The following is a 17674-nucleotide window of genomic DNA, read 5'->3' as shown; positions in this document are numbered from 1 at the left end:
CGTCACCGCCACGCCGTCCGGCTACCCGATGGCGATGCCCGAAGAGCCGTCACGTCGTGACCGCCGGGGCGGACGGGAGTGACCCGGCCGCGTTGACGTTCGCGGTCGACCGGGCCGGGTCCGAGCCCGGTCGACCGCGCGATCGCCGGACGGGCATCGTCGGGTTCGGTCCGCGGACGATGAGCGGGTGCGGTGACCGGGTACGCGGCATCGAAGCGGGGATCCTGGCCTACTGACTTGCGCCGCCGGGGCATCGACATCACGCTGAGATGCTCCCATCCAGGCCGCGCCCAATGGTGATCGGTTGATTTCTGAAGTTGTTTTCGCTGCTGAGAACCGGTGGGCGGGCGGGAGTACCGCAAGAAGGTGCGGGGGCCGAACGGATCCGCCCCCGCATCGCGCGCCGCGGCCAACCTGGATCCGCTCCGGGCGAGTACAGGTGGCTGGTCGGGCGCACGATCACGTGGTACGACGTGAGGCAACGCGTGCGCATCGGCTGGGAATGCCGCGACGACATCCACAAACTCTCCTCGACGTCACCACCTGTATCTGAGGTTGGCCCCCGGTCGTCCGGACACCTCGGGTCTGGTGGGAGAGTTGATGGGATCATGCCTGCACGTCCGCCGGAGTTTCGGCAGCGCGCGGTGGAACTGGCACGGCGTCGGGAGACGCGGATCGCGTTGCCGGCGAAGGATTTGGGGATCAGCGTGAGCTGTTTGCGGAACCGGGTGGCCGCGGCTGGTGCTGACGAGCGGCCGGACGGACCGCGGTTGACGACCCTCGAGCGGCGTGAGCTTGCGGAGTTGCGGAAACGCACCCGGCAGCTGGAGTTGGAAGTGGGGATCCTCAAACGCGCGGCGGTGTACTTCGCGCGGGAGAACGTGCGCCCGTGCGATCCCGGTCGCAGTGACCTCCGAGTGCTTGGGGATCGGACAGATTCGCGAGGACTCCCGTGGCACATACGGCTGGCCACGGGTGCGTGCCGAGTTGGTGCTGGGATACGGTGAGCAGGTCAATCACAAGCGCGTCGCGCGGTTGATGCGCGAGGCGGGACTGCAGGATGTCTCCCGGCGTAGACGTCGGAAGAACCTGGTCGGTGGGCCGACCGCCGAGGACCTGGTCAACCGGCAGTTCAGCGTCGACGCTCCTGACTTCCTGTGGCTGACGGATATCACCGATCAGCCGACCCGCCACGGCAAGCTGTACTGCGCCGTGGTCATGGACGCCTACTCCCGCCACACTCCTCGGTGAAACGCGGCATCGCAGCCGAGACACCCACGGACGGCAGCGCACCGAAGTGGGCATCGTCGTCGGTCTCACCTTCATGTTCGGGTTCGGCAACGTCCTCCAAGCTCGCACTCGGGGCAGGGCTGTCTTGGGGCCTGTGACCAACCGGCTGGTGGAATCGACGCCCGAGGGTGGACGGGGATGTCAGCGTCGAGCCGAAGATCGTGATCAAGCGGCAGCGGGGGCGGATCACCGAGGTGGACGAGATGGTGATCTCCCTGGCCGCGAAGGCCTGGTGACCTGGGAGATCACAGAACTGGCCTTGGACGTGGTGTATCCGGGAATCTTCATCGGCCCGGGGAGTGTCAAGATCCGCGACGGGCAAGCTTCCACCCATCTACGTCGCGTTCGCGGTGACCCGGCTTGGGCAGTCCGGCTGAGAGGTCCTGACGGAATCGACGTCCCGGGTGAAATCTCTGATGTTTTCTGGGTGCTCTGCGAAGCGGCGGGCGGGAGCGCCTAAGATGGTCGGCATGGTGTCCGGCGCCCGGGTTCCCCAGTATCAGCAGCTTGCCGACACGCTGCGCAGCCAGATCATGAGCGGCGACCTGGCGGCAGGGGAGCGCCTGCCCCCGGAACCGGAGCTGATGGCGCGCTACGGCGTGTCGCGCAGCACTTGGCGCGAGGCGCTGCGCACGCTCGCCGCGGAGAAGCTCGTCATCGCCACACGGGGCGTCACCGGCGGCACGTTCGTTGTCGAGCCGTCCACCGACGACATCGAGGCCTACTTGCGCAACTCGCTCGTGATGCTGGCCCGCAGCCAGTTGAGCGCCGAACAGATCCTCGAGGCCCGCCGCTTCCTGGAAATCCCCGCCTGCGGGATCGCGGCCGAGCGTCGTTCCGACGAGCACATCGCCGCCCTGCGGCAGTCTATCGTGGACCTTGACGCTACTGTGGATGATGCGACCTGGAGTCCCAACAACGAGTTCCACAACACGCTTCTTGATGCGACGGCGAATCCGCTGCTGCGGGCTTTGCTGTCGCCGATCAGCGCGGCGTTGCACAGGAACATCGAACGCGATCACGCCGGCGCTGGATTCCGGGACCAGGTGTCGCGAGAGCACCGGGAAATCCTCGAGGCCGTCGAGGCCCGAGACGCGACGGGGGCCGAGGAAGCCATGCGCCGCCACCTGGACAGTCTCCACCCGGTGTACGTCAAGCTCGGCCGGCGCGGCAAGAAGCAGACACCGCGCTGATGTGGGGCCGCGGGATTCCGCCCGCGACCCCACACCGGTCACTGGATCACGCCGCGCTCGCGGAGTGCGCAGATCCTGGACGGGCTGATGCCCAGCTCCGTGAGCACCTCGCCGGAATGCTCACCGACCAGCGGCGGCCCCAGCCGGTTCACCGAATCCAGACCGGAGATTTGCGGCGCGAAGTCGAACGTCTTGACCGGGCCGACCGCGCTGTCGACGTCCTTGACGAAACCGCGGTGCGCGATCCGCGGATGCGAGAGGCCCTCGGAGAACTCGTTCACCGCCCCCGCCGGGATCCCGACCTCGTGGAACCGCTCCGTCCAGTGCTTCAGCGGGCGGGCCAGGATGGCGTTCCGCACGATCGGGTCGAGCTTCACCTTGTTCTCGATGCGCGCGCGGTTGGACGAGTACAGCGGGTCGTCGACCAGTTCGAGGTGCTCGATCGCGGTGCAGAACTTCAGCCACTGTTCGCGGCTGCCCGCGCCGGCGGCGACAATGACTTGCCGCTCGTCGGCGCAGTCGTATGCGCCGTAGGGGAACATCGTGTGGTGGTTGAGCCCGACCCGCCCCGGCTCGGTTCCGCCGTACCACCACATATACGGGAAGTATCCCGTCCACGTCATCACCGCGTCGAACAGCGCCAGGTCGATCTGCTGGCCGTCGCCGGTGCGCTCCCGGTGGTACAACGACTCCAGGATCGCGGTCAGCGCGTACATCGAACCGGCGATGTCGCACAGCGACACGGAGATCTTGGCCGGCTGCTCGGGCGTGCCGTTGGTGCTGATCAGTCCAGTTTCCCCCTGGATGATCAAATCGAGGGCCGAGCGGTCGCGATACGGGCCGTCCTGGCCGAATCCGGAGATACGGCACACGATCAGACGCGGGTTGTCGCGCCGGAGTTGATCGAAGTCGATGCCGAAGGATTCCATGGTGCCGGGCACGAAGTTCTCGATCAGCACATCCGCCCCGGCGACCAGCTCGAGGAAGATCTCGAGCCCCTCCGGGGATTTGAGATCGAGAGCGAGGCTTCGTTTGCCGGGGTTGACCCAGGCGTGCCCGGACGCCATCCCGTTGACGATGTCATCCCACAGCCGGACGGGGTCGCCGTTTCCCGGGCGCTCGACCTTGATCACGTCGGCGCCCATCTGCGCCAGCAGCCGGGTCGCCATAGGCCCGGCCACGCCCTGCGTCGCGTCGATGACCCGGATTCCGTCAAGCGCTGATGGCATCCAGCTCACCCCCGGCCGCGTTCCCGTCCGCCTCTGCCCAGTGCGAGCGCTTCTTCAGCATGACCGTCCGCAGGCCCGTCGCGACCTCCGTACCGTCGGCCTTCCGGCCAGTGAAGCGGTACGTCATGAGCCCGGCGTCTTCGCGAGTGGATTCGCGCACGTCCACGACCTCACTGGAGGCATAGAGCGTGTCCTCTCGGTACACCGGGTTGGTGAGGCGGATCTCGGTCATCCCGACGTCCGCGATCGCGTTCTCGCTCATGTCCTCCGTCGTCAAGCCGATGATGATCGCCAGGTTCACCGCTCCCATGACGAGCCGCTCTTCGAAGGCGCCATCCATGAGGCCACTCAGGAAGTCGAGGTTGAAGTGTGCCTGCGCGGTGTTGAGGGTCTGGTGTGTGATCGCGAGGTTGTCCTCGTTGCTCACGGTGCGGCCGCGGGCGTGCTCGTACCGGGTGCCGACAGCGAAGTCTTCCCAGTAGTTGTCGTGACTGGTGCAGGCCATGATCAGCGTGTGCTCCGTCCCACGATCGAGCGCGCGATGATTTCGCGCTGGATGTCGCTGGTTCCTTCGCCGATGGGCAGCAGCCCGCTGTCGCGCCAGTACCGGTTCACCGGCGTGTCGATGGCGTACCCGTTGCCACCGTGGATGTACAGCGCGTCCCAGCAGACCTTGTGCGCCATGTCCGCCGCGAACAGCTTGGCCATTCCGGCCTCCAGATCGGCGCGCGCGCCGGAGTCGAGCTTCTCCGCGGCTTGCGTCGCCAGCGCCCGCGCCGCTTCGATCTGCGTCCGCATGTCGGCGAGCCGGAACCGGACGGCCTGGAACTCCTTGAGCGGCTTGTCGAACTGAACCCGCTCCTCGGCGTGGCGAACGGCGGCTTCGTAGGCGGCCTGTGCGAGGCCCACACAGCGGAAGGCGAACCCTGTCCGGGCGATTTCGTAGCCCGCCATGAGTTGGGCGAAGGCGTGGCCTTCTTCGCCGCCGACGAGGTTGTCCGCCGGGACGTCGAGATCATCGAAGTAGAGCTGGAACGACTTCATTCCCCGATAGCCGGCGGTCGCGAGATGGGTGCCGTCCAGCTTCGGGGGCAGGAACCCATCCCGCGGCTTGTCGACGAGCAGGAGGCTGAGGCCGCTGTGTTTGGACGTGTCCGACGTGCGCACGTAAAGGAAGAGCACGTCAGCCACGTCGGCGTTGGTGCACCACTGCTTGGTGCCCTTGACGACATAGTGGTCTCCGTCGCGGCGTGCGGTCGTCTGGATGTTCGCTGCATCGGAGCCGGCATTGGGTTCCGTACCGGCGGACGCCGACTGTAGTTCACCGCTGGCGAGGCCCGGCGCGTACCGGCTTTTCTGGTCCTCGGTGCCATGGTGGGCGATGATGCTTCCGGTCACCACGTTGCGCTGAATGAGGCTGCCGACCGAAAGGCTGGCGCGGCACAGCTCCTCGGTGACGACCCCGAGAGCTCGTGCGTCGAGCCCGAGTCCGCCGTACTCCTCGGGCGCCATGATCCCGAAGTAACCGATCTTGCCCATTTTCTCGTAGAGGTCGACCGGGATGCGCGCGTCCTCGAGATCGAGTTGCGCCGCGATCGGCACGACCTCGCGATCGGCGAACTCACGCGTCGCCTCCCTCAGCTCGTCGTAGTCGATCTTGACGGCAGCAGCCATGTGGGCACCTGCTTCCTTGAGGTTTTCCAGGCTGTTCAACGGTTTCCCGTGCAGCTAAAACATCAGAGGTATTGACCGTAAGCAACGCGGGCGAGCCTCGGCAAGGGGCTTGACAAAAAACCTCTGATATTTAGAGTGGGGACCACTCCGACGGCGGCGACGCCCCGGCGCACGCCCCGAGACGACCCGATCGGGAGAGTCATGACCACTGTCGTTCGCACCCGCGGCCTGTCCTTCGAGGACTTCGAAGTGGGCCGGGAGTTCGTCCACCACTGGGGACGGACCTTCACCCTGGCCGAGAGCATCGCCTACAGCACTCGGATGATGCACCACAATCCGATGTACTTCGATGAGCCGTACGCGCGGCGCCTCGGCTACCGCACGATCCCGATCAACCAGTTCCTGGTCTACTCCACTGTGCTCGGGCTGTCGGTCGAGGACCTGTCCGAAGCCGGCGGGCCGTTCCTCGGCATCGAAGACCTGGTGTACGGGGCGGTGACCTACGCAGGAGACACCGTCCGTGCCCGTTCCGAAGTCCTGACGACGAAGGTGACCCGCTCACGGCCCGGCTGGGGTGTCGTGGAATGGCGCACCACGGGGTACAACCAGCGGGACGAGGTCGTCGTCGAGTACCGGCGCACCAACCTTTCGAAGATGCGGGCAGCATGAGCGCCGGTGCGACCAGGCAGCTGAGCGAACTCGCAGCCGGCGTTACGGCCGGTGGGCCGCCTGCTGCGGTGATGGACGTGACGGGACTGTGCCTCGCGGACTTCCTGGCCGTCGCGACCCTGGGGGCCCGCCTCGAGTCGTCGGAGCCGGTGCTGCGCACGGTCCGCGCGCTGGGCGACGACGGCGGACCCTGCACCGTGATCGGCAGGCGCGGCACGGCGTCTCCGGAACACGCCGCACTCCTGAACGGGATGTTCGCACACAGCCTCGATTTCGACGACACCAACATCCCGGCGTGCTCGCACCCCGGCGCACCTGTCATTCCCGCAGTGCTGGCCGCCGCGGAGCACGCGGGCGCGGCCGGACCCGACGTGCTGAGCGGGCTGGTGGCCGGGCACGAGGTCTGCTGCCGGGTCGGCCGTGCGATCGGCGGGGGCGCGTACGACCGCGGATTCCACCCCACGGCGATCGCCGGCACGTTCGGCGCCGCGGCCGGGGCGGCGAGAGTGCTGGGCCTGGACGCCGCCACGACCGAATCCGCGCTCGGGCTGGCCGGGTCGATGGCGTCGGGGTCGATGCAGTATCTCTGCAACGGTGCGTGGAACAAGCGCCTGCATGCGGGTCTCGCCGCGCGGAACGGGTTGACCGCGGTGCTTCTGGCGGCGTCGGGGTTCCGTGGTTCTGCGGCCGCGATCGAAGGCGACGCCGGCGCTTTGATCAACTTCGGCACGGTACCGGATCCGGGCGCGCTGACCGCGGATCTGGGCAGCGCCTGGTACTTGCTCGACACCGGGTTCAAACCCTATCCGTCGTGCCGCCTGACGCACGCCGCGACGGACATCTGCCTGGATCTGCATTCTGAGCTGGGCATGCGACGCGCCGATTCGGTCACGGTCGTGATCAGCCCGCGGGCGGACTCGATCGTGGGTGGGGATGCGCCGCACAAGGTGCGTCCGGCCAATGTCGTCGACGCGCAGTTCAGCGTCCGGTTCCAGTGCGCGGTGGCGCTGCTCGACGGGCAGGTGACGTGGGCGTCGTACGGGCGCCTGGACGATCCGGCTGTCCAGGCGCTCGCTGCGCGGATCATGGTCGCGATCGATCCGGATCAGGGCCCGGCAGCCGCCACCGTGTGTCTCCAGACTGGCGATGGTGTCAGGCTGGAGCGCCACCGCGACCTGCCGCGCGGCGAGAGCGGCGATCCGGACAACCGCCGGGTCGTCGACGACAAGCTGATCCAGGCAGCCACCGCAGCCGGGTGGCCGGCCGAAACGCTCGGTCGCCTGCGTGATCTCTGCCAGGTGCCGCGAACGATGCCGGCCGCCCGGGCCTGGATCCCGTGGCTGGTTGCGGGAGGCGGTGATCGCGCATGACCCGCCGCCACCGCAGTTACCTGGTCACCCCGGCGACGTCGACGAGGATGATCGGCAAGGCCGCCCGCAGCGCCGCCGACGTCGTGATTCTCGATCTCGAGGACGGCGTCAGCCCGGACCGCAAGGACGAGGCACGCCGCATCGCGGCCGAAGTGAGCCGCGATCCCGTCTGGTCGGACCGGCTGCTCGCCGTCCGGATCAACCAGCCCGGCACCGGGATGGCGCTGTCCGATCTGTCCGCCGTCGTGGGAAGCAGCGGGAGCCAGGTGGATCTCGTGGTCGTGCCGAAAGTGGTGGCCCGGCGTGACGTGTGGTGGGTCGACACCACGCTGACCGAACTCGAATCCCAGCTGGGCATCGAACACCGGGTGGGAATACAGGTGCTGGTCGAAGACGCCGCCGCGATCGAGCGGCTCACCGAGATCGCCCGCAGCAGTGACCGGATCGAGTCGCTCGTGTTCGGTCCTGGCGACTTCTCAGCGTCGATGGACGCCGATCTCGCGGTGGCGGGCAACGACCGCCAGGACCTGTACCCGGGAGATGTGTGGCACTCGGTGCGCACGGCCATCTCCCTCGCTGCGCACACGGCAGGCGTCGCCGCCGTCGATGGTGCCTACGGTGACATCGGCAACCTCGACGGCTACCGGCGGGAGTGTGTCTGGTCGCGGACACTTGGGTTCACCGGAAAGTGGGCCATCCATCCCGCGCAGATCGAGATCGCCAATGATGTCTACGCCCCGAGCCGGGAGGCGATCGCGGCCGCGGAACGGATGGTCGCGGCCTATGACGCGGCGCTCGCTGGTGGCGATGGGGCCGCCGCACATGACGGGCACCTCATCGACGCGGCGACCCTCCGGACGGCCCGTGCCGTCCTCGATACGGCGGCCGCGCTCGGACTGCGCGGCCGCAACCCCCAGGAGAAGCTCACCGAAAGCCGGCGACCATGACGCACCAGACCTACGCCGAGGAAATCGCGGCCTTCACCGCGGACCTGACGATCGACGATGTACCAGAGGAGGTGACGGAGCGTGCCCGCCTCCACGCGCTGGACGCCCTCGGCATCGCCCTGGCCTCGTCCACGACCGATTTCGGCACCGCGATTCACCAAGCGGCCCGGCAGCTCGGGACCGGCGACGATGCCGGGGTCGTCGGCTTCGGCACGCGCCTGCCCGCGGCATCGGCCGCACTGGCCAACGGCACGCTGATCCACGGCCTGGACTTCGACGACACGCACATCCGGGCCGTCCACCACGCCAGCGCACCCGCGCTGGCCACGGCCCTGGCGGTGGCGGAGGAACGCGGCTCGACCGGTCAGGAAGCGCTGCTCGCGTACGTGATCGGCCTGGAGATCGGCTGCCGCCTGGCCGGCGCGGTGCCCGGCGAGCTCCACGACCGCGGATTTCATCCGACGGGCATCATGGGCACGTTCGCCGCCGTCGCCGCAGCAGCTCGCCTCCGCAAGCTCGAGCCCGCCGCGACGGTCCGCTCGCTCGGCCTCGCCGGCAGCCAGGCCGCCGGCATCCTGGAGATCAACGGGTCCTGGCTCAAGCGCCTGCATCCGGGGTGGGCGGCACACAGCGGCATCGTCGCGGCGACGATGGGCGCGGCCGGCTTCGCCGGCCCCGGCACCGTGTTCGAAGGCGTGCACGGCGTCTACCAAGCGCACGTGGGCCGCGTGCCGGACCGGGCCGAAACCGGGCTCGACACGCTGGGGTCGCGGTGGGCGACCACCGAGATCGCGCTCAAGCCCTACCCGTGCTGCCATTTCACCCACGCGTTCATCGACGCGGCCCTGGCTGTGCGCGACGAACTACACGGACGCGGCGTGCGGGTGAGCGAGATCGCCTGCATCGAAGCCCCGACCAGTGAACGGCTCCTGCACCAGGTCACCGAGCCGCGAGAGAGCAAGATCGCGCCGCGCACGATCTACGACGCGCTCTTCAGCATCCAGTACGCGACCGCGCTCGCTCTCGTCACCGGCCGGGTCGACCTGGCCGCCTTCTACGACGAACGCTACGACGACCCCGAGGTGCTTTCGCTGGCGGCGAAGGTGACCTGCCCGGTCGACCGCGACAGCGACTACCCGGCCCACTTCCCCGGCGAGGTGATCATCCGGCTTGGTGACGGCACCACCGTCGCCCGCCGGGTGCCGGCGAGCCGCGGGACCCCGGACAACCCGCTCACGACAGCCGAGGTGGTTGCGAAGTTCACGACCACGGCGGGGCGGGCGGTGCCGCAAGGCCAGGCGGACACGATCGCCGCCATCGTGCTCGCCCTGGACAAGGAGCCCGATCTCGGCAGCCTCGTGAAGGCACTCACCCGCTCCTGAACCCTCCCCGGGGAGATAGATGGATGACAACGACGTCACCCACCACGTTCGCGGGGGTGGTGGAAACCGTGTTCAGCGAATGCCTCGCCGGGTACCGCACGACCGGGTCTGGTGCGGCGGGGCAGGTGGAGCATGCGGGCGGGCCGGCGGAACAACACGCGCACGGCATCGTGGGATCTGCCGACCTGCGGCCGGGTGTGGCGGCGTGTCCCGAGCATCTGGGGCACCGTCCCGAGCACTTCGCGGTGCGGGAGCGGGGGTTCGCCGAGGTCGCCCGGCGCACGAAGGCCGCGTCCAAGATCGGCGCGCTCGTGGCCCGGCTGGCTGCCGTCGACTACCTGCAGGCTTCCGCCCGGCCGGGGTGGCCGAGTGTGCACGGGCCTGGCGGCCCTGGGCTGGAAACCTGCATCGAGACGTTCGGCCCCAGCCGGTGCACGGCCGTGCGCAACTACCCAGTGGACAAGCCAGGACTTGCGTACCGGAGGGTGTGGAACGTCGCCGAGCCGCTGACCGCGAACGCCTTCGGGCAGGAACCGGCGGCCGTGCTACCGGAAACGCCACGGCGTGTCCGCGGGCTATGGGTCGCGCGGCGTGTTGACACTGGTGACGCGAGCGAGGGGAGCACCAGACATGAACGCAGAGCAGGCCACCGCCACGCAGCCGGACCTGTTCCGGCGCGGTCTGCGGCTGCTCGAAGTGCTGGCCGGAATGGAACAACCGGCGAGCCTGCACGCGATCGCGGACGCGGTGGGCTTGCCGAAGGCCAGCACCTACCGGGTGTTGCGCAGCTTGCAGAGCGACGGCTACATCGACCACAGCGGTCGTCGCGGTTATCGGATCGGCAGCCGTTCACTGGCCCTCGCGTCGCTGATCGGCCCGCGTCCTGCGTTGTTGCAACGTGCCCATCCCTTGCTCATGACGCTGGCCGCACAGGCCGGCCACACGGCGACGCTGCACCTGCGCAGCGGGTCGCATCGGGTGCTGGTCCTCAGCGCCGCGCCAGCGGCGAACCCGCACCGGCGCGACTTCGACGCCGGCGAGCGCGCCCCGCTCACCTCCGGGTGCAGCGGACGCGCGATCCTCGCCCACCTGCCAGGGGAACACGCCGCGACCGTCATCGCGGCGCACGCGCGGCGCAAGCGGTCCTGGCTGGAGCACGAGCTGGCGACCATCCGCGCCGTCGGGTACGCGATGTCGTTCAGCGACAACCACCCGCACCTCAACGGAATCGGTGCCGCCTTGCTCGACCCCGAAGACGGCTACCCGCTAGGGGCCGTCGCCATCGCCGGCCCCGAGGAGCAGTTGCCGGAGGCGGGACTGCGGCGACTGGCAGCACCGCTCACCGCGGCGGCCGCGAAACTCGGCCCGCTGCTGGCGGCGGTCACCGGGCCGCACGCGTGGATGCGCTTCGGTTCGCTCGATGTCACCATCCAGCACCTCATCAGAACACAGGTTGCGCGAGGCGAAACTTAGATTGCCGCGGCGAAACGGGTTCAGCACAGTGGCATCCATCACGCACGCATGCGCAGGCGCCCCCTTCTCCCGCCGGCGTCAGCCCCGATCACGAAGAGCGGATCACATGACGATACCCGAGCACGAGGCCACCAATCAGCGGAATTCCTATTCGGCACCGGCACGACTGAGTTCGTTGCCGATCGTCACCCGTTCACAGAAACTGTGGTGCGCGGTACTCGGCGCACTGTTCGCGTTCGACCTCGTCGATATCAACTCGTTCTCCTATGCCGCGCCCGCGATCAGCCAGGAATGGGGCCTGTCGCTCAAGGACGTCAGTGTCGTCACCTCGGTCACCTTCCTCGGGATGTTCGCCGGCGGTCTCGTCGGGGGCCGGGTGTCCGATCGCTTCGGGCGGAAGCGGACGATCATCGGCGCCGTACTGGCGTATTCGTTGTTCTCGCTCCTGACCACGCTGGCCACGACGCTCCCGGCCCTGCTCGCGCTGCGGTTCTTCACCGGATTCGGTGTCCAGGCAATGACCGGGGTGCTGATCGTGTACGTCGCGGAAATGTTTCCCAAGCGCTCGCGCGGGCGGTATCAGGCCGTGCTGCTGGCGGTGGGGCTGATCGGGGTCCCGGTGGCCGCGTGGTTCGCGCGCCTGACGATTCCCGCGGGCCCCGGGATGTGGCGCTGGGTGTTCGTCCTCGGCGCGGCTGGGGCCGTGGTCGGCATCGCCGGCATCCGGATCCTGCCGGAGTCCGTGCGATGGCAGAGCATGCACGGCGATCACCTCGGCGCCAAGGCGACCGTCGCCCGCCTTGAAGCGGAAGCCACGAGCAAGGTCGGCGGCCGGTTGCCCACTCCCGTCGAGGAACCGGCCGTGCGCCCCGGCAGGGCAGCGGAACTCCTGCGCGGCCGCAACCGGCGCAACGCGATCGTCATGAGCGTCAGCACGATCCTGATCGTCATCGCGTTCTACGGCTACAACGCCTATGTCCCGACCCTGCTCGTGCACCAGGGATACAGCACGACGCAGGCACTGGGCTTCACCTCCTACTTCTCGATCGCCGCGGTTCCGGGTGCGCTGCTCGCGTGGCCGGTGGTGGACCGGTGGGAACGCAAGGTGCTGCTCCCCGTGATGACGGTGATCGTCGGGGCGCTGGTGGTCGCGTTCGGGGCCGCCGGTCAGCCCGCGATCGTGCTCGTCACCGGATTCCTGGTGACGATGTTCCTGCAGACCCAGACCGTGTTCCTGTACGCGTACCTGCCGGAGATGTTCCCGACCCCGCTGCGCGGCCTGGGGACCGGATTGGCCAACGGGCTCGGCCGGATCGGCGTGTTCGCCGCCGGATTCGGCACTGCCGGCCTTGTCGCCGTGCTGGGCTTCGGCGGCTATTTCGCGGTGATCGCGGGTGTGCTGGTGCTGGGGGGTGCCACGATCGGCCTCTTCGGCATGCGCACAACCAACCGTCCCCTGCTCGAAGACCAGACTTCTACCGGCGAGCAGCACAAGGACCCGGCATAGGAGCTGTTTCCTCAGCGACGGAGCGGCTTGCGGTGGGCCGTCAACCAGCGCCGCCACCCCCAGCACCGGGTCGCCTCCGGCGCTGCGGGTGGCGGCGCCGCACAGCGAGCTCAAAACATCGATCATCGAGGCGTTCCCTGCTGCCGACCATGGTCGCGACCACGGCTCGTCGGCCGGGAGGATCGACGGGTGGCGGGTTCGGGTGCGGGCGGGGATTCCGGCGTCGTGATCGAACGCCCCTCGCCGAGTGGGGGTGCCGCGTGAATGTGAATTGCGCCGTAGCTCAAGCAGGACCACCGGGCGCTCAATTCGGAGTTCTCGAACCGCTGCTTCGGGTTTGCGAAATAGGATTGCCGCGATGGTCCGCGTAGCATCCGGCTGATGGGAGTGTTGACGAAAGGGCCGAATTCCGGCGGACCGCTGACCGGCCTGCGGATCGTCGAGCTCGGCGGCGTCGGGCCGACCCGGTTCGGCTGCATGCTGCTGGCCGACCTCGGCGCCGACATCGTGCGCATCGAGCGGCCGCCCGGGTACGACGGTGGCGCTCCGATCGATCCCCGGTACGACCTGATGAACCGGAGCCGCCGGAGCGCGACGATGGACCTGAAACACCCGAAGGCGGTCGACGTGGTCTTGCGTCTGGTCGAGCGCGCCGACGTGCTGGTGGAGGGCTTCCGGCCGGGAGTGGCCGAGAAACTCGGGCTCGGGCCGGACGAGTGCCTGGCCGTCAACCCCGCGCTGGTGTATGCCCGGATGACCGGGTGGGGACAGGACGGGCCGCTGGCCCGCGCGCCCGGCCACGACGTCAATTACGTCTCGCTGACCGGTGTCGTGCACTCGATCGGCGAAGCGGGCGGGCCGCCGGTCATCCCGCTGAACCTGGTCGGCGATTTCGGTGGCGGCGCGCTCTACCTCGCCCTGGGCGTGGTGTCCGCTCTGCTGGAGAGCAGGCAGTCGGGGCACGGGCAGGTCGTGGACGCGGCCATGGTGGACGGATCGGCATCGCTGATGACCGCGCTGTACGGCTTCCGCGCGGCCGGTTACTGGACCGACGAACGCGGCACGAACCGGCTCGATTCCGGCGCGCCGTGGTACCAGGTTTATGAGACGAAGGACGGCGGCTGGGTCAGCATCGCCGCGAACGAGGCGCGGTTCTGGCGGGCGACGGTGGCGCTGCTCGGCTTCGCCGAGGACGAGCTGCCGGACCAGCACGACCGCGACCGCTGGCCGGAGGTGAAGGAACGCTTCGCCGCGGTCTTCCGCACGCGGACCCGCGACGAGTGGTGCGCCCTTGCCCAGGGCCGGGAGGTGTGCCTGACCCCGGTGCTGTCCATGGCGGAGGCGCCGGAGCATCCCCACCTGCGGGCCCGCGGGACCTTCGTCGAGGTGGACGGCATCGTGCAGCCCGCGCCCGCCCCGCGGTTCAGCCGCACTCCGGGAGCGATCCAGCGGCCGCCCGCGGCGCCCGGCGACGAGGTGCTCGGCGACTGGGGCTTCTCGCCGGACGAGCTTGCGTGCCTGCGCGCAGCCGGCGCGTTCGGCGGAAACCGATTCGGATCGACCGAACCGCGAATTCGAGAATCGTCAATTGATTTACCGGTCCGGCCGGATTAGCTTGGGGGAAACCGCGATGGGAGCACGAACAATGCCCAGGAATTTCCTCAACGAGTCGCAGGCCGCGTGGCTGGAAACCGTGAACGACTTCATGGACAACGAGATCACCGTCGAGTACGTGCGCAAATGCGATTTCGAGCGCCGGTACCCGTACGAGGCCTACGAGAAGATCGCCAAGCAGGGCTGGCTCGGCATCCTCATCCCGGAGTCCGAGGGCGGCTCCGGCGGGGACATCTTCGACTACTCGCTGATGGCCGAGGGGCTGGGCAAGTTCGGGTTCGACTTCGCCTGCTCGGTGCTCGTGCCGACCTTCACCGCGATGAACATCATCAAGTACGGCACCGTCGAGCAGAAGGCCCGCTACGTCAAGCCGTTCATCCACGGACAGATCCGGTTCTCCGTGTCGATCTCCGAGCCGGACGCCGGTTCGGACGCGGCCAACACCAAGACCCACGCCCGGCAGGAGGAAAACGGGGACTGGGTCGTCAACGGCTCGAAGCTGTGGTGCAGCGGCGCCGCGGCGAAGGACACGGTCATCGCCATGCTGGTCCGCACGGGCAGGGAGGACAAGCACAACGACCTGTCGGTGCTGTTGATCCCGAACGACACGCAGGGCCTGGAGATCCGCAAGCTGCCGACGCTGTCGCGGCACGCGACCGGCACCACCGAGATCTTCCTCCAGGACGTGCGCGTGCCGGCCGACGCGCTGCTCGGCGAGGTCGGCCAAGGCTGGCAGATCATCACCGAACACCTGGAGCTGGAGCGCTGCGCGGTGGCCGCTGCGTACGTCGGCAACGCCCAGGAAGCCGTGAACAACGCCAACCGCTACGCCCACCAGCGGATCCAGTTCGGCAAGCCGATCTACGAGTTCCAGGTGCTCAAGCACATGCTGGCGGAGAACCAGACACGGGTCGACGCCGCCCGGCTGCTGTGTTACCGCGCCGCGCAGATGAAGGCGGACAACCTGCCCGCCGCCCGCGAGACGTCGATGGCCAAGCTGTACGGCTCGGAAACCCTGAAGCAGTGCGCGCTCGACGGCATGCAAATCCTCGGCGGCTACGCGAACCTGCCCGAAGGCGACATGGAACGCTACCTGCGCGAGAGCATCCAGTCGACGATCGGCGGCGGCACCTCGCAGATCCAGCGCACCATCATCGCCAAGTCGATGCGCCTGCCCGCCTGAGCGGCCGCGATCCCGAGGAGAACGAGGTCAATGGAGATCAACAACCGCATCGACATGCCCTACGACGAGCTGGAGATCGGGCAGACGTTTCGCTCGGGCGGGCGGACGGTGACCGAGGCCGACGTCGTCAACTACTGCGCGTTGACCGGCAACTGGATCGAGATCCACTCGAACCGGCACTACGCCGAGCAGACCCGCTTCGGCAAGCGCCTGGTGCAGGGCTCGCTGACGTACTCGATCATGACCGGGCTGATCCAGTTCGGCCCGTCGATCCAGGCGAACTACGGCATCGACAACCTGCGCTACCTCAAGCCGGTCGCGATCGGCGAGACGATCTACGTGACCGCTGAGGTGACCGCGAAGAAGGAGAAGGACGACCGCTCCGGCGTCACGACCTTCCTGATGAAGGCCCTCAACCAGGACGGCTACGTGGTGCAGCGCAGCGAGTGGAGCCTGCTGATGCTGCGCCGTCGCGAGGACCTCGAAGAGCTGCTGGCGGCGTCACTGCCCACGGAGAAGCAATGAGCCCGGTCGCCGCGATCGTCGGGATGGGCGACGCCTACGCGTCGAAGGCCGACCGGAAGGACCCGCTGCAACTGGCCACCGAAGCAACCATGGCCGCACTGGCCGACGCCGGGATCGGCAAGCACCAGGTGGACGCGGTGTTCACCGGGCGCTCGCCGTGGGCGGACAAGCGGTCCCAGTGGAGCAACATCTTCATCTCGCACCTGCAGATGCCGGTGACGCTGAACAGCGAGATCACCCTGCACGGCGCCGGCCTGACCTCCACGATCGGCGTCGCGGCGCAGATGATCGCGGCGGGCGCCGCCGAGTACGTGCTGTGCGTGCAGAGCGACGCGACCGAGTTGTTCGTGGACGCGGTCGCGATGGGCTCGGAGGCCGACGCGGACCCGCAGTTCGAGGTGCCCTACGTGCCGACGATCCCGTCGCTCTACGCCCAGGCCGCCTGCCGGTACTTCCACGAGTACGGGCTGACCGAAGCCGACCTGGCCGACGTCGTGGTGGCCAACCAGCGCTGGGGCGCGCACCACCCGCACGCCGCCAAGCGCAAGCACGGCGAGATCGACCGGGAGAAGGTGCTGGCCTCGCCGTATGTCGCGACCCCGCTGCGGCGGTGGATGTGCTCGACGTGGGGTGGCGGCACCGGCGGCGCGCTCGTCGTGACCTCACCGGAACGCGCTCGCGAGGCCCACGATCCGGTGTGGGTGCTGGGCTACGGCTCGGCGACCACGCACGAGTACCTGACCGACCGGGTGAACATGCGCGACGGCCGGTTCGCCGGGCTCGGCGAGTTCCCGAACCTCACGCACACCGCGACCGTGGAAGCGGCCCGGCAGGCGTACGCGCGATCGGGGCTCACCCCGTCCGATGTGGACATGGTGCAGCTGTCGGTGAACTTCGCGCACATGGGCCCGATCATCCTGGAGGACCTCGGGTTCGCGAAGAAGGGCCACGGCATCGACGTCTACCGCGAGGGCCGCACGGGCCCGGACGGCGACCTGCCCGCCGACACCAACGGCGGCTGGCTGTCCTTCGGCCAGCCCGGGATCTCCTGCAACATGGACAGCCTCGTCGAGGCCGTCCGCCAGCTCCGCGGGACCGCGCTGGGGCTGGCGCCGGCGCGGAAACCGCGCACGGTACTGGTGCAGGGCGCGGGCGGAATGCTGGCCGCGGCTGGCGTGATGTTGTTGTCCGGCCACGACGGGAGGCCGTGATGAGCGAGGACTGGCCGCAGCCGTACCGGCTGCTCGACGCCGAGCCCTACTGGGCCGCCCTCGACGAGGAACGACTGACCTTCCAGCGCTGCGATTCGTGCGGTGAGGTCGTGTGGCCGGCGCATTCGTACTGTCCGCACTGTTCGTTCCGGGGCTTGCGCTGGGAGGAGTCCGGCGGTCGCGGCACGGTGTGGTCGTTCAGCACCGTCATGCGCGGACCGACGCCGGTGTGGACCGCGATCGTGCCCTACACCGTCGGGTTCGTCGAGCTGGCCGAGGGGTACCGGTTGTTCGGCCAGATCGAGGCCGACCCCGCCGTCGTCGAGATCGGCATGCCGGTCGAGGTCCGGTTCGTCCGGCGCGGGGCGCAGACGCTCCCCGTGTTCGCCCCCACCTCGGGAGGGTGA

General features: G+C 68.6%; 17 protein-coding genes. 14 read left to right on the top strand and 3 right to left on the bottom strand.

Features of this window, described 5'->3' with window-relative positions:
* The first annotated feature begins 56 nt into the window (after positions 1-56).
* The 3 genes from FB470_RS32355 (at position 57) to FB470_RS32345 (ending at position 2483) form a co-directional block, all read left to right on the top strand.
* Positions 57-236 (top strand): hypothetical protein, encoded by a 180-nt coding sequence (locus tag FB470_RS32355; RefSeq protein ID WP_306997730.1) that lies wholly within the window; start codon positions 57-59, stop codon positions 234-236.
* Between the two features lie 685 nt (positions 237-921).
* A complete protein-coding gene (locus tag FB470_RS32350; protein WP_306997728.1) occupies positions 922-1251 on the top strand; it encodes an IS3 family transposase in 330 nt (109 codons plus the stop codon).
* 500 nt (positions 1252-1751) lie between these two features.
* The gene (locus FB470_RS32345) at positions 1752-2483 is read left to right on the top strand and encodes a FadR/GntR family transcriptional regulator (RefSeq protein WP_306997726.1); all 732 of its coding nucleotides are present in this window, start codon (positions 1752-1754) and stop codon (positions 2481-2483) included.
* A gap of 38 nt (positions 2484-2521) precedes the next feature.
* Here the strand turns inward: FB470_RS32345 and FB470_RS32340 are convergent, their stop codons facing one another.
* From FB470_RS32340 to FB470_RS32330, 3 genes are read right to left on the bottom strand one after another with little or no spacing between them, the layout of a single operon-like run.
* Positions 2522-3712: a CaiB/BaiF CoA transferase family protein gene (locus tag FB470_RS32340; RefSeq protein ID WP_306997724.1), complete on the bottom strand. Its 1191-nt coding sequence runs from the start codon at positions 3710-3712 to the stop codon at positions 2522-2524.
* A complete protein-coding gene (locus FB470_RS32335) occupies positions 3696-4217 on the bottom strand; it encodes a MaoC family dehydratase (RefSeq protein ID WP_306997722.1) in 522 nt (173 codons plus the stop codon). The genes FB470_RS32340 and FB470_RS32335 overlap by 17 nt, the downstream gene beginning before the upstream one ends.
* 2 nt (positions 4218-4219) lie before the next feature.
* Positions 4220-5425 carry an acyl-CoA dehydrogenase family protein gene (locus FB470_RS32330; protein WP_306997720.1) on the bottom strand — a complete coding sequence of 402 codons (1206 nt, stop codon included), beginning with the start codon at positions 5423-5425 and terminating at the stop codon, positions 4220-4222.
* 162 nt (positions 5426-5587) lie between these two features.
* Here FB470_RS32330 and FB470_RS32325 point away from each other — a divergent pair, with 162 nt between their 5' ends.
* From FB470_RS32325 to FB470_RS32275, 11 genes are all read left to right on the top strand, one after another.
* The gene (locus FB470_RS32325; RefSeq protein WP_306997718.1) at positions 5588-6055 is read left to right on the top strand and encodes a MaoC family dehydratase; all 468 of its coding nucleotides are present in this window, start codon (positions 5588-5590) and stop codon (positions 6053-6055) included.
* A complete protein-coding gene (locus FB470_RS32320) occupies positions 6052-7425 on the top strand; it encodes an MmgE/PrpD family protein (RefSeq protein ID WP_306997716.1) in 1374 nt (457 codons plus the stop codon). Before FB470_RS32325 ends, FB470_RS32320 begins: the two co-directional genes overlap by 4 nt.
* Positions 7422-8372 carry an HpcH/HpaI aldolase/citrate lyase family protein gene (locus tag FB470_RS32315; protein ID WP_306997714.1) on the top strand — a complete coding sequence of 317 codons (951 nt, stop codon included), beginning with the start codon at positions 7422-7424 and terminating at the stop codon, positions 8370-8372. The genes FB470_RS32320 and FB470_RS32315 overlap by 4 nt, the downstream gene beginning before the upstream one ends.
* Positions 8369-9754 carry an MmgE/PrpD family protein gene (locus FB470_RS32310; RefSeq protein WP_306997712.1) on the top strand — a complete coding sequence of 462 codons (1386 nt, stop codon included), beginning with the start codon at positions 8369-8371 and terminating at the stop codon, positions 9752-9754. Before FB470_RS32315 ends, FB470_RS32310 begins: the two co-directional genes overlap by 4 nt.
* Positions 9755-10318: 564 nt before the next feature.
* On the top strand, positions 10319-11227 hold the full coding sequence (locus FB470_RS32305) for an IclR family transcriptional regulator (protein ID WP_306997710.1): 909 nt from the start codon (positions 10319-10321) through the stop codon (positions 11225-11227).
* Positions 11208-12734: an MFS transporter gene (locus FB470_RS32300; protein ID WP_306997708.1), complete on the top strand. Its 1527-nt coding sequence runs from the start codon at positions 11208-11210 to the stop codon at positions 12732-12734. The genes FB470_RS32305 and FB470_RS32300 overlap by 20 nt, the downstream gene beginning before the upstream one ends.
* A 381-nt stretch (positions 12735-13115) precedes the next feature.
* Positions 13116-14348 carry a CaiB/BaiF CoA transferase family protein gene (locus tag FB470_RS32295; RefSeq protein WP_306997707.1) on the top strand — a complete coding sequence of 411 codons (1233 nt, stop codon included), beginning with the start codon at positions 13116-13118 and terminating at the stop codon, positions 14346-14348.
* 31 nt (positions 14349-14379) lie between these two features.
* Positions 14380-15531 carry an acyl-CoA dehydrogenase family protein gene (locus tag FB470_RS32290; RefSeq protein ID WP_306997705.1) on the top strand — a complete coding sequence of 384 codons (1152 nt, stop codon included), beginning with the start codon at positions 14380-14382 and terminating at the stop codon, positions 15529-15531.
* Positions 15532-15561: 30 nt separating this feature from the next.
* Positions 15562-16056 (top strand): MaoC family dehydratase, encoded by a 495-nt coding sequence (locus FB470_RS32285; RefSeq protein WP_306997702.1) that lies wholly within the window; start codon positions 15562-15564, stop codon positions 16054-16056.
* Entirely contained in the window at positions 16053-17267 is a 1215-nt protein-coding gene (locus FB470_RS32280; RefSeq protein WP_306997701.1) for a thiolase family protein, read from the top strand. The genes FB470_RS32285 and FB470_RS32280 overlap by 4 nt, the downstream gene beginning before the upstream one ends.
* Positions 17267-17674, top strand: coding sequence for a Zn-ribbon domain-containing OB-fold protein (locus tag FB470_RS32275; RefSeq protein WP_306997699.1), 408 nt, complete (start codon positions 17267-17269; stop codon positions 17672-17674). Before FB470_RS32280 ends, FB470_RS32275 begins: the two co-directional genes overlap by 1 nt.

The organism is Amycolatopsis thermophila (assembly GCF_030814215.1).
Taxonomy (GTDB): domain Bacteria; phylum Actinomycetota; class Actinomycetes; order Mycobacteriales; family Pseudonocardiaceae; genus Amycolatopsis_E; species Amycolatopsis_E thermophila.
Note: the sequence above shows the minus strand (reverse complement) of the source record. Positions and strands in the feature narration are given on the sequence as shown.

Coding starts and splice junctions, on each gene's coding strand:
- FB470_RS32345 (WP_306997726.1), top strand. CDS start 1,752: ATGGTCGGCATGGTGTCCGGCGCCCGGGTTCCCCAGTATCAGCAGCTT.
- FB470_RS32295 (WP_306997707.1), top strand. CDS start 13,116: ATGGGAGTGTTGACGAAAGGGCCGAATTCCGGCGGACCGCTGACCGGC.
- FB470_RS32325 (WP_306997718.1), top strand. CDS start 5,588: ATGACCACTGTCGTTCGCACCCGCGGCCTGTCCTTCGAGGACTTCGAA.
- FB470_RS32340 (WP_306997724.1), bottom strand. CDS start 3,712: ATGCCATCAGCGCTTGACGGAATCCGGGTCATCGACGCGACGCAGGGC.
- FB470_RS32320 (WP_306997716.1), top strand. CDS start 6,052: ATGAGCGCCGGTGCGACCAGGCAGCTGAGCGAACTCGCAGCCGGCGTT.
- FB470_RS32285 (WP_306997702.1), top strand. CDS start 15,562: ATGGAGATCAACAACCGCATCGACATGCCCTACGACGAGCTGGAGATC.
- FB470_RS32315 (WP_306997714.1), top strand. CDS start 7,422: ATGACCCGCCGCCACCGCAGTTACCTGGTCACCCCGGCGACGTCGACG.
- FB470_RS32275 (WP_306997699.1), top strand. CDS start 17,267: ATGAGCGAGGACTGGCCGCAGCCGTACCGGCTGCTCGACGCCGAGCCC.
- FB470_RS32290 (WP_306997705.1), top strand. CDS start 14,380: ATGCCCAGGAATTTCCTCAACGAGTCGCAGGCCGCGTGGCTGGAAACC.
- FB470_RS32310 (WP_306997712.1), top strand. CDS start 8,369: ATGACGCACCAGACCTACGCCGAGGAAATCGCGGCCTTCACCGCGGAC.
- FB470_RS32335 (WP_306997722.1), bottom strand. CDS start 4,217: ATGGCCTGCACCAGTCACGACAACTACTGGGAAGACTTCGCTGTCGGC.
- FB470_RS32280 (WP_306997701.1), top strand. CDS start 16,053: ATGAGCCCGGTCGCCGCGATCGTCGGGATGGGCGACGCCTACGCGTCG.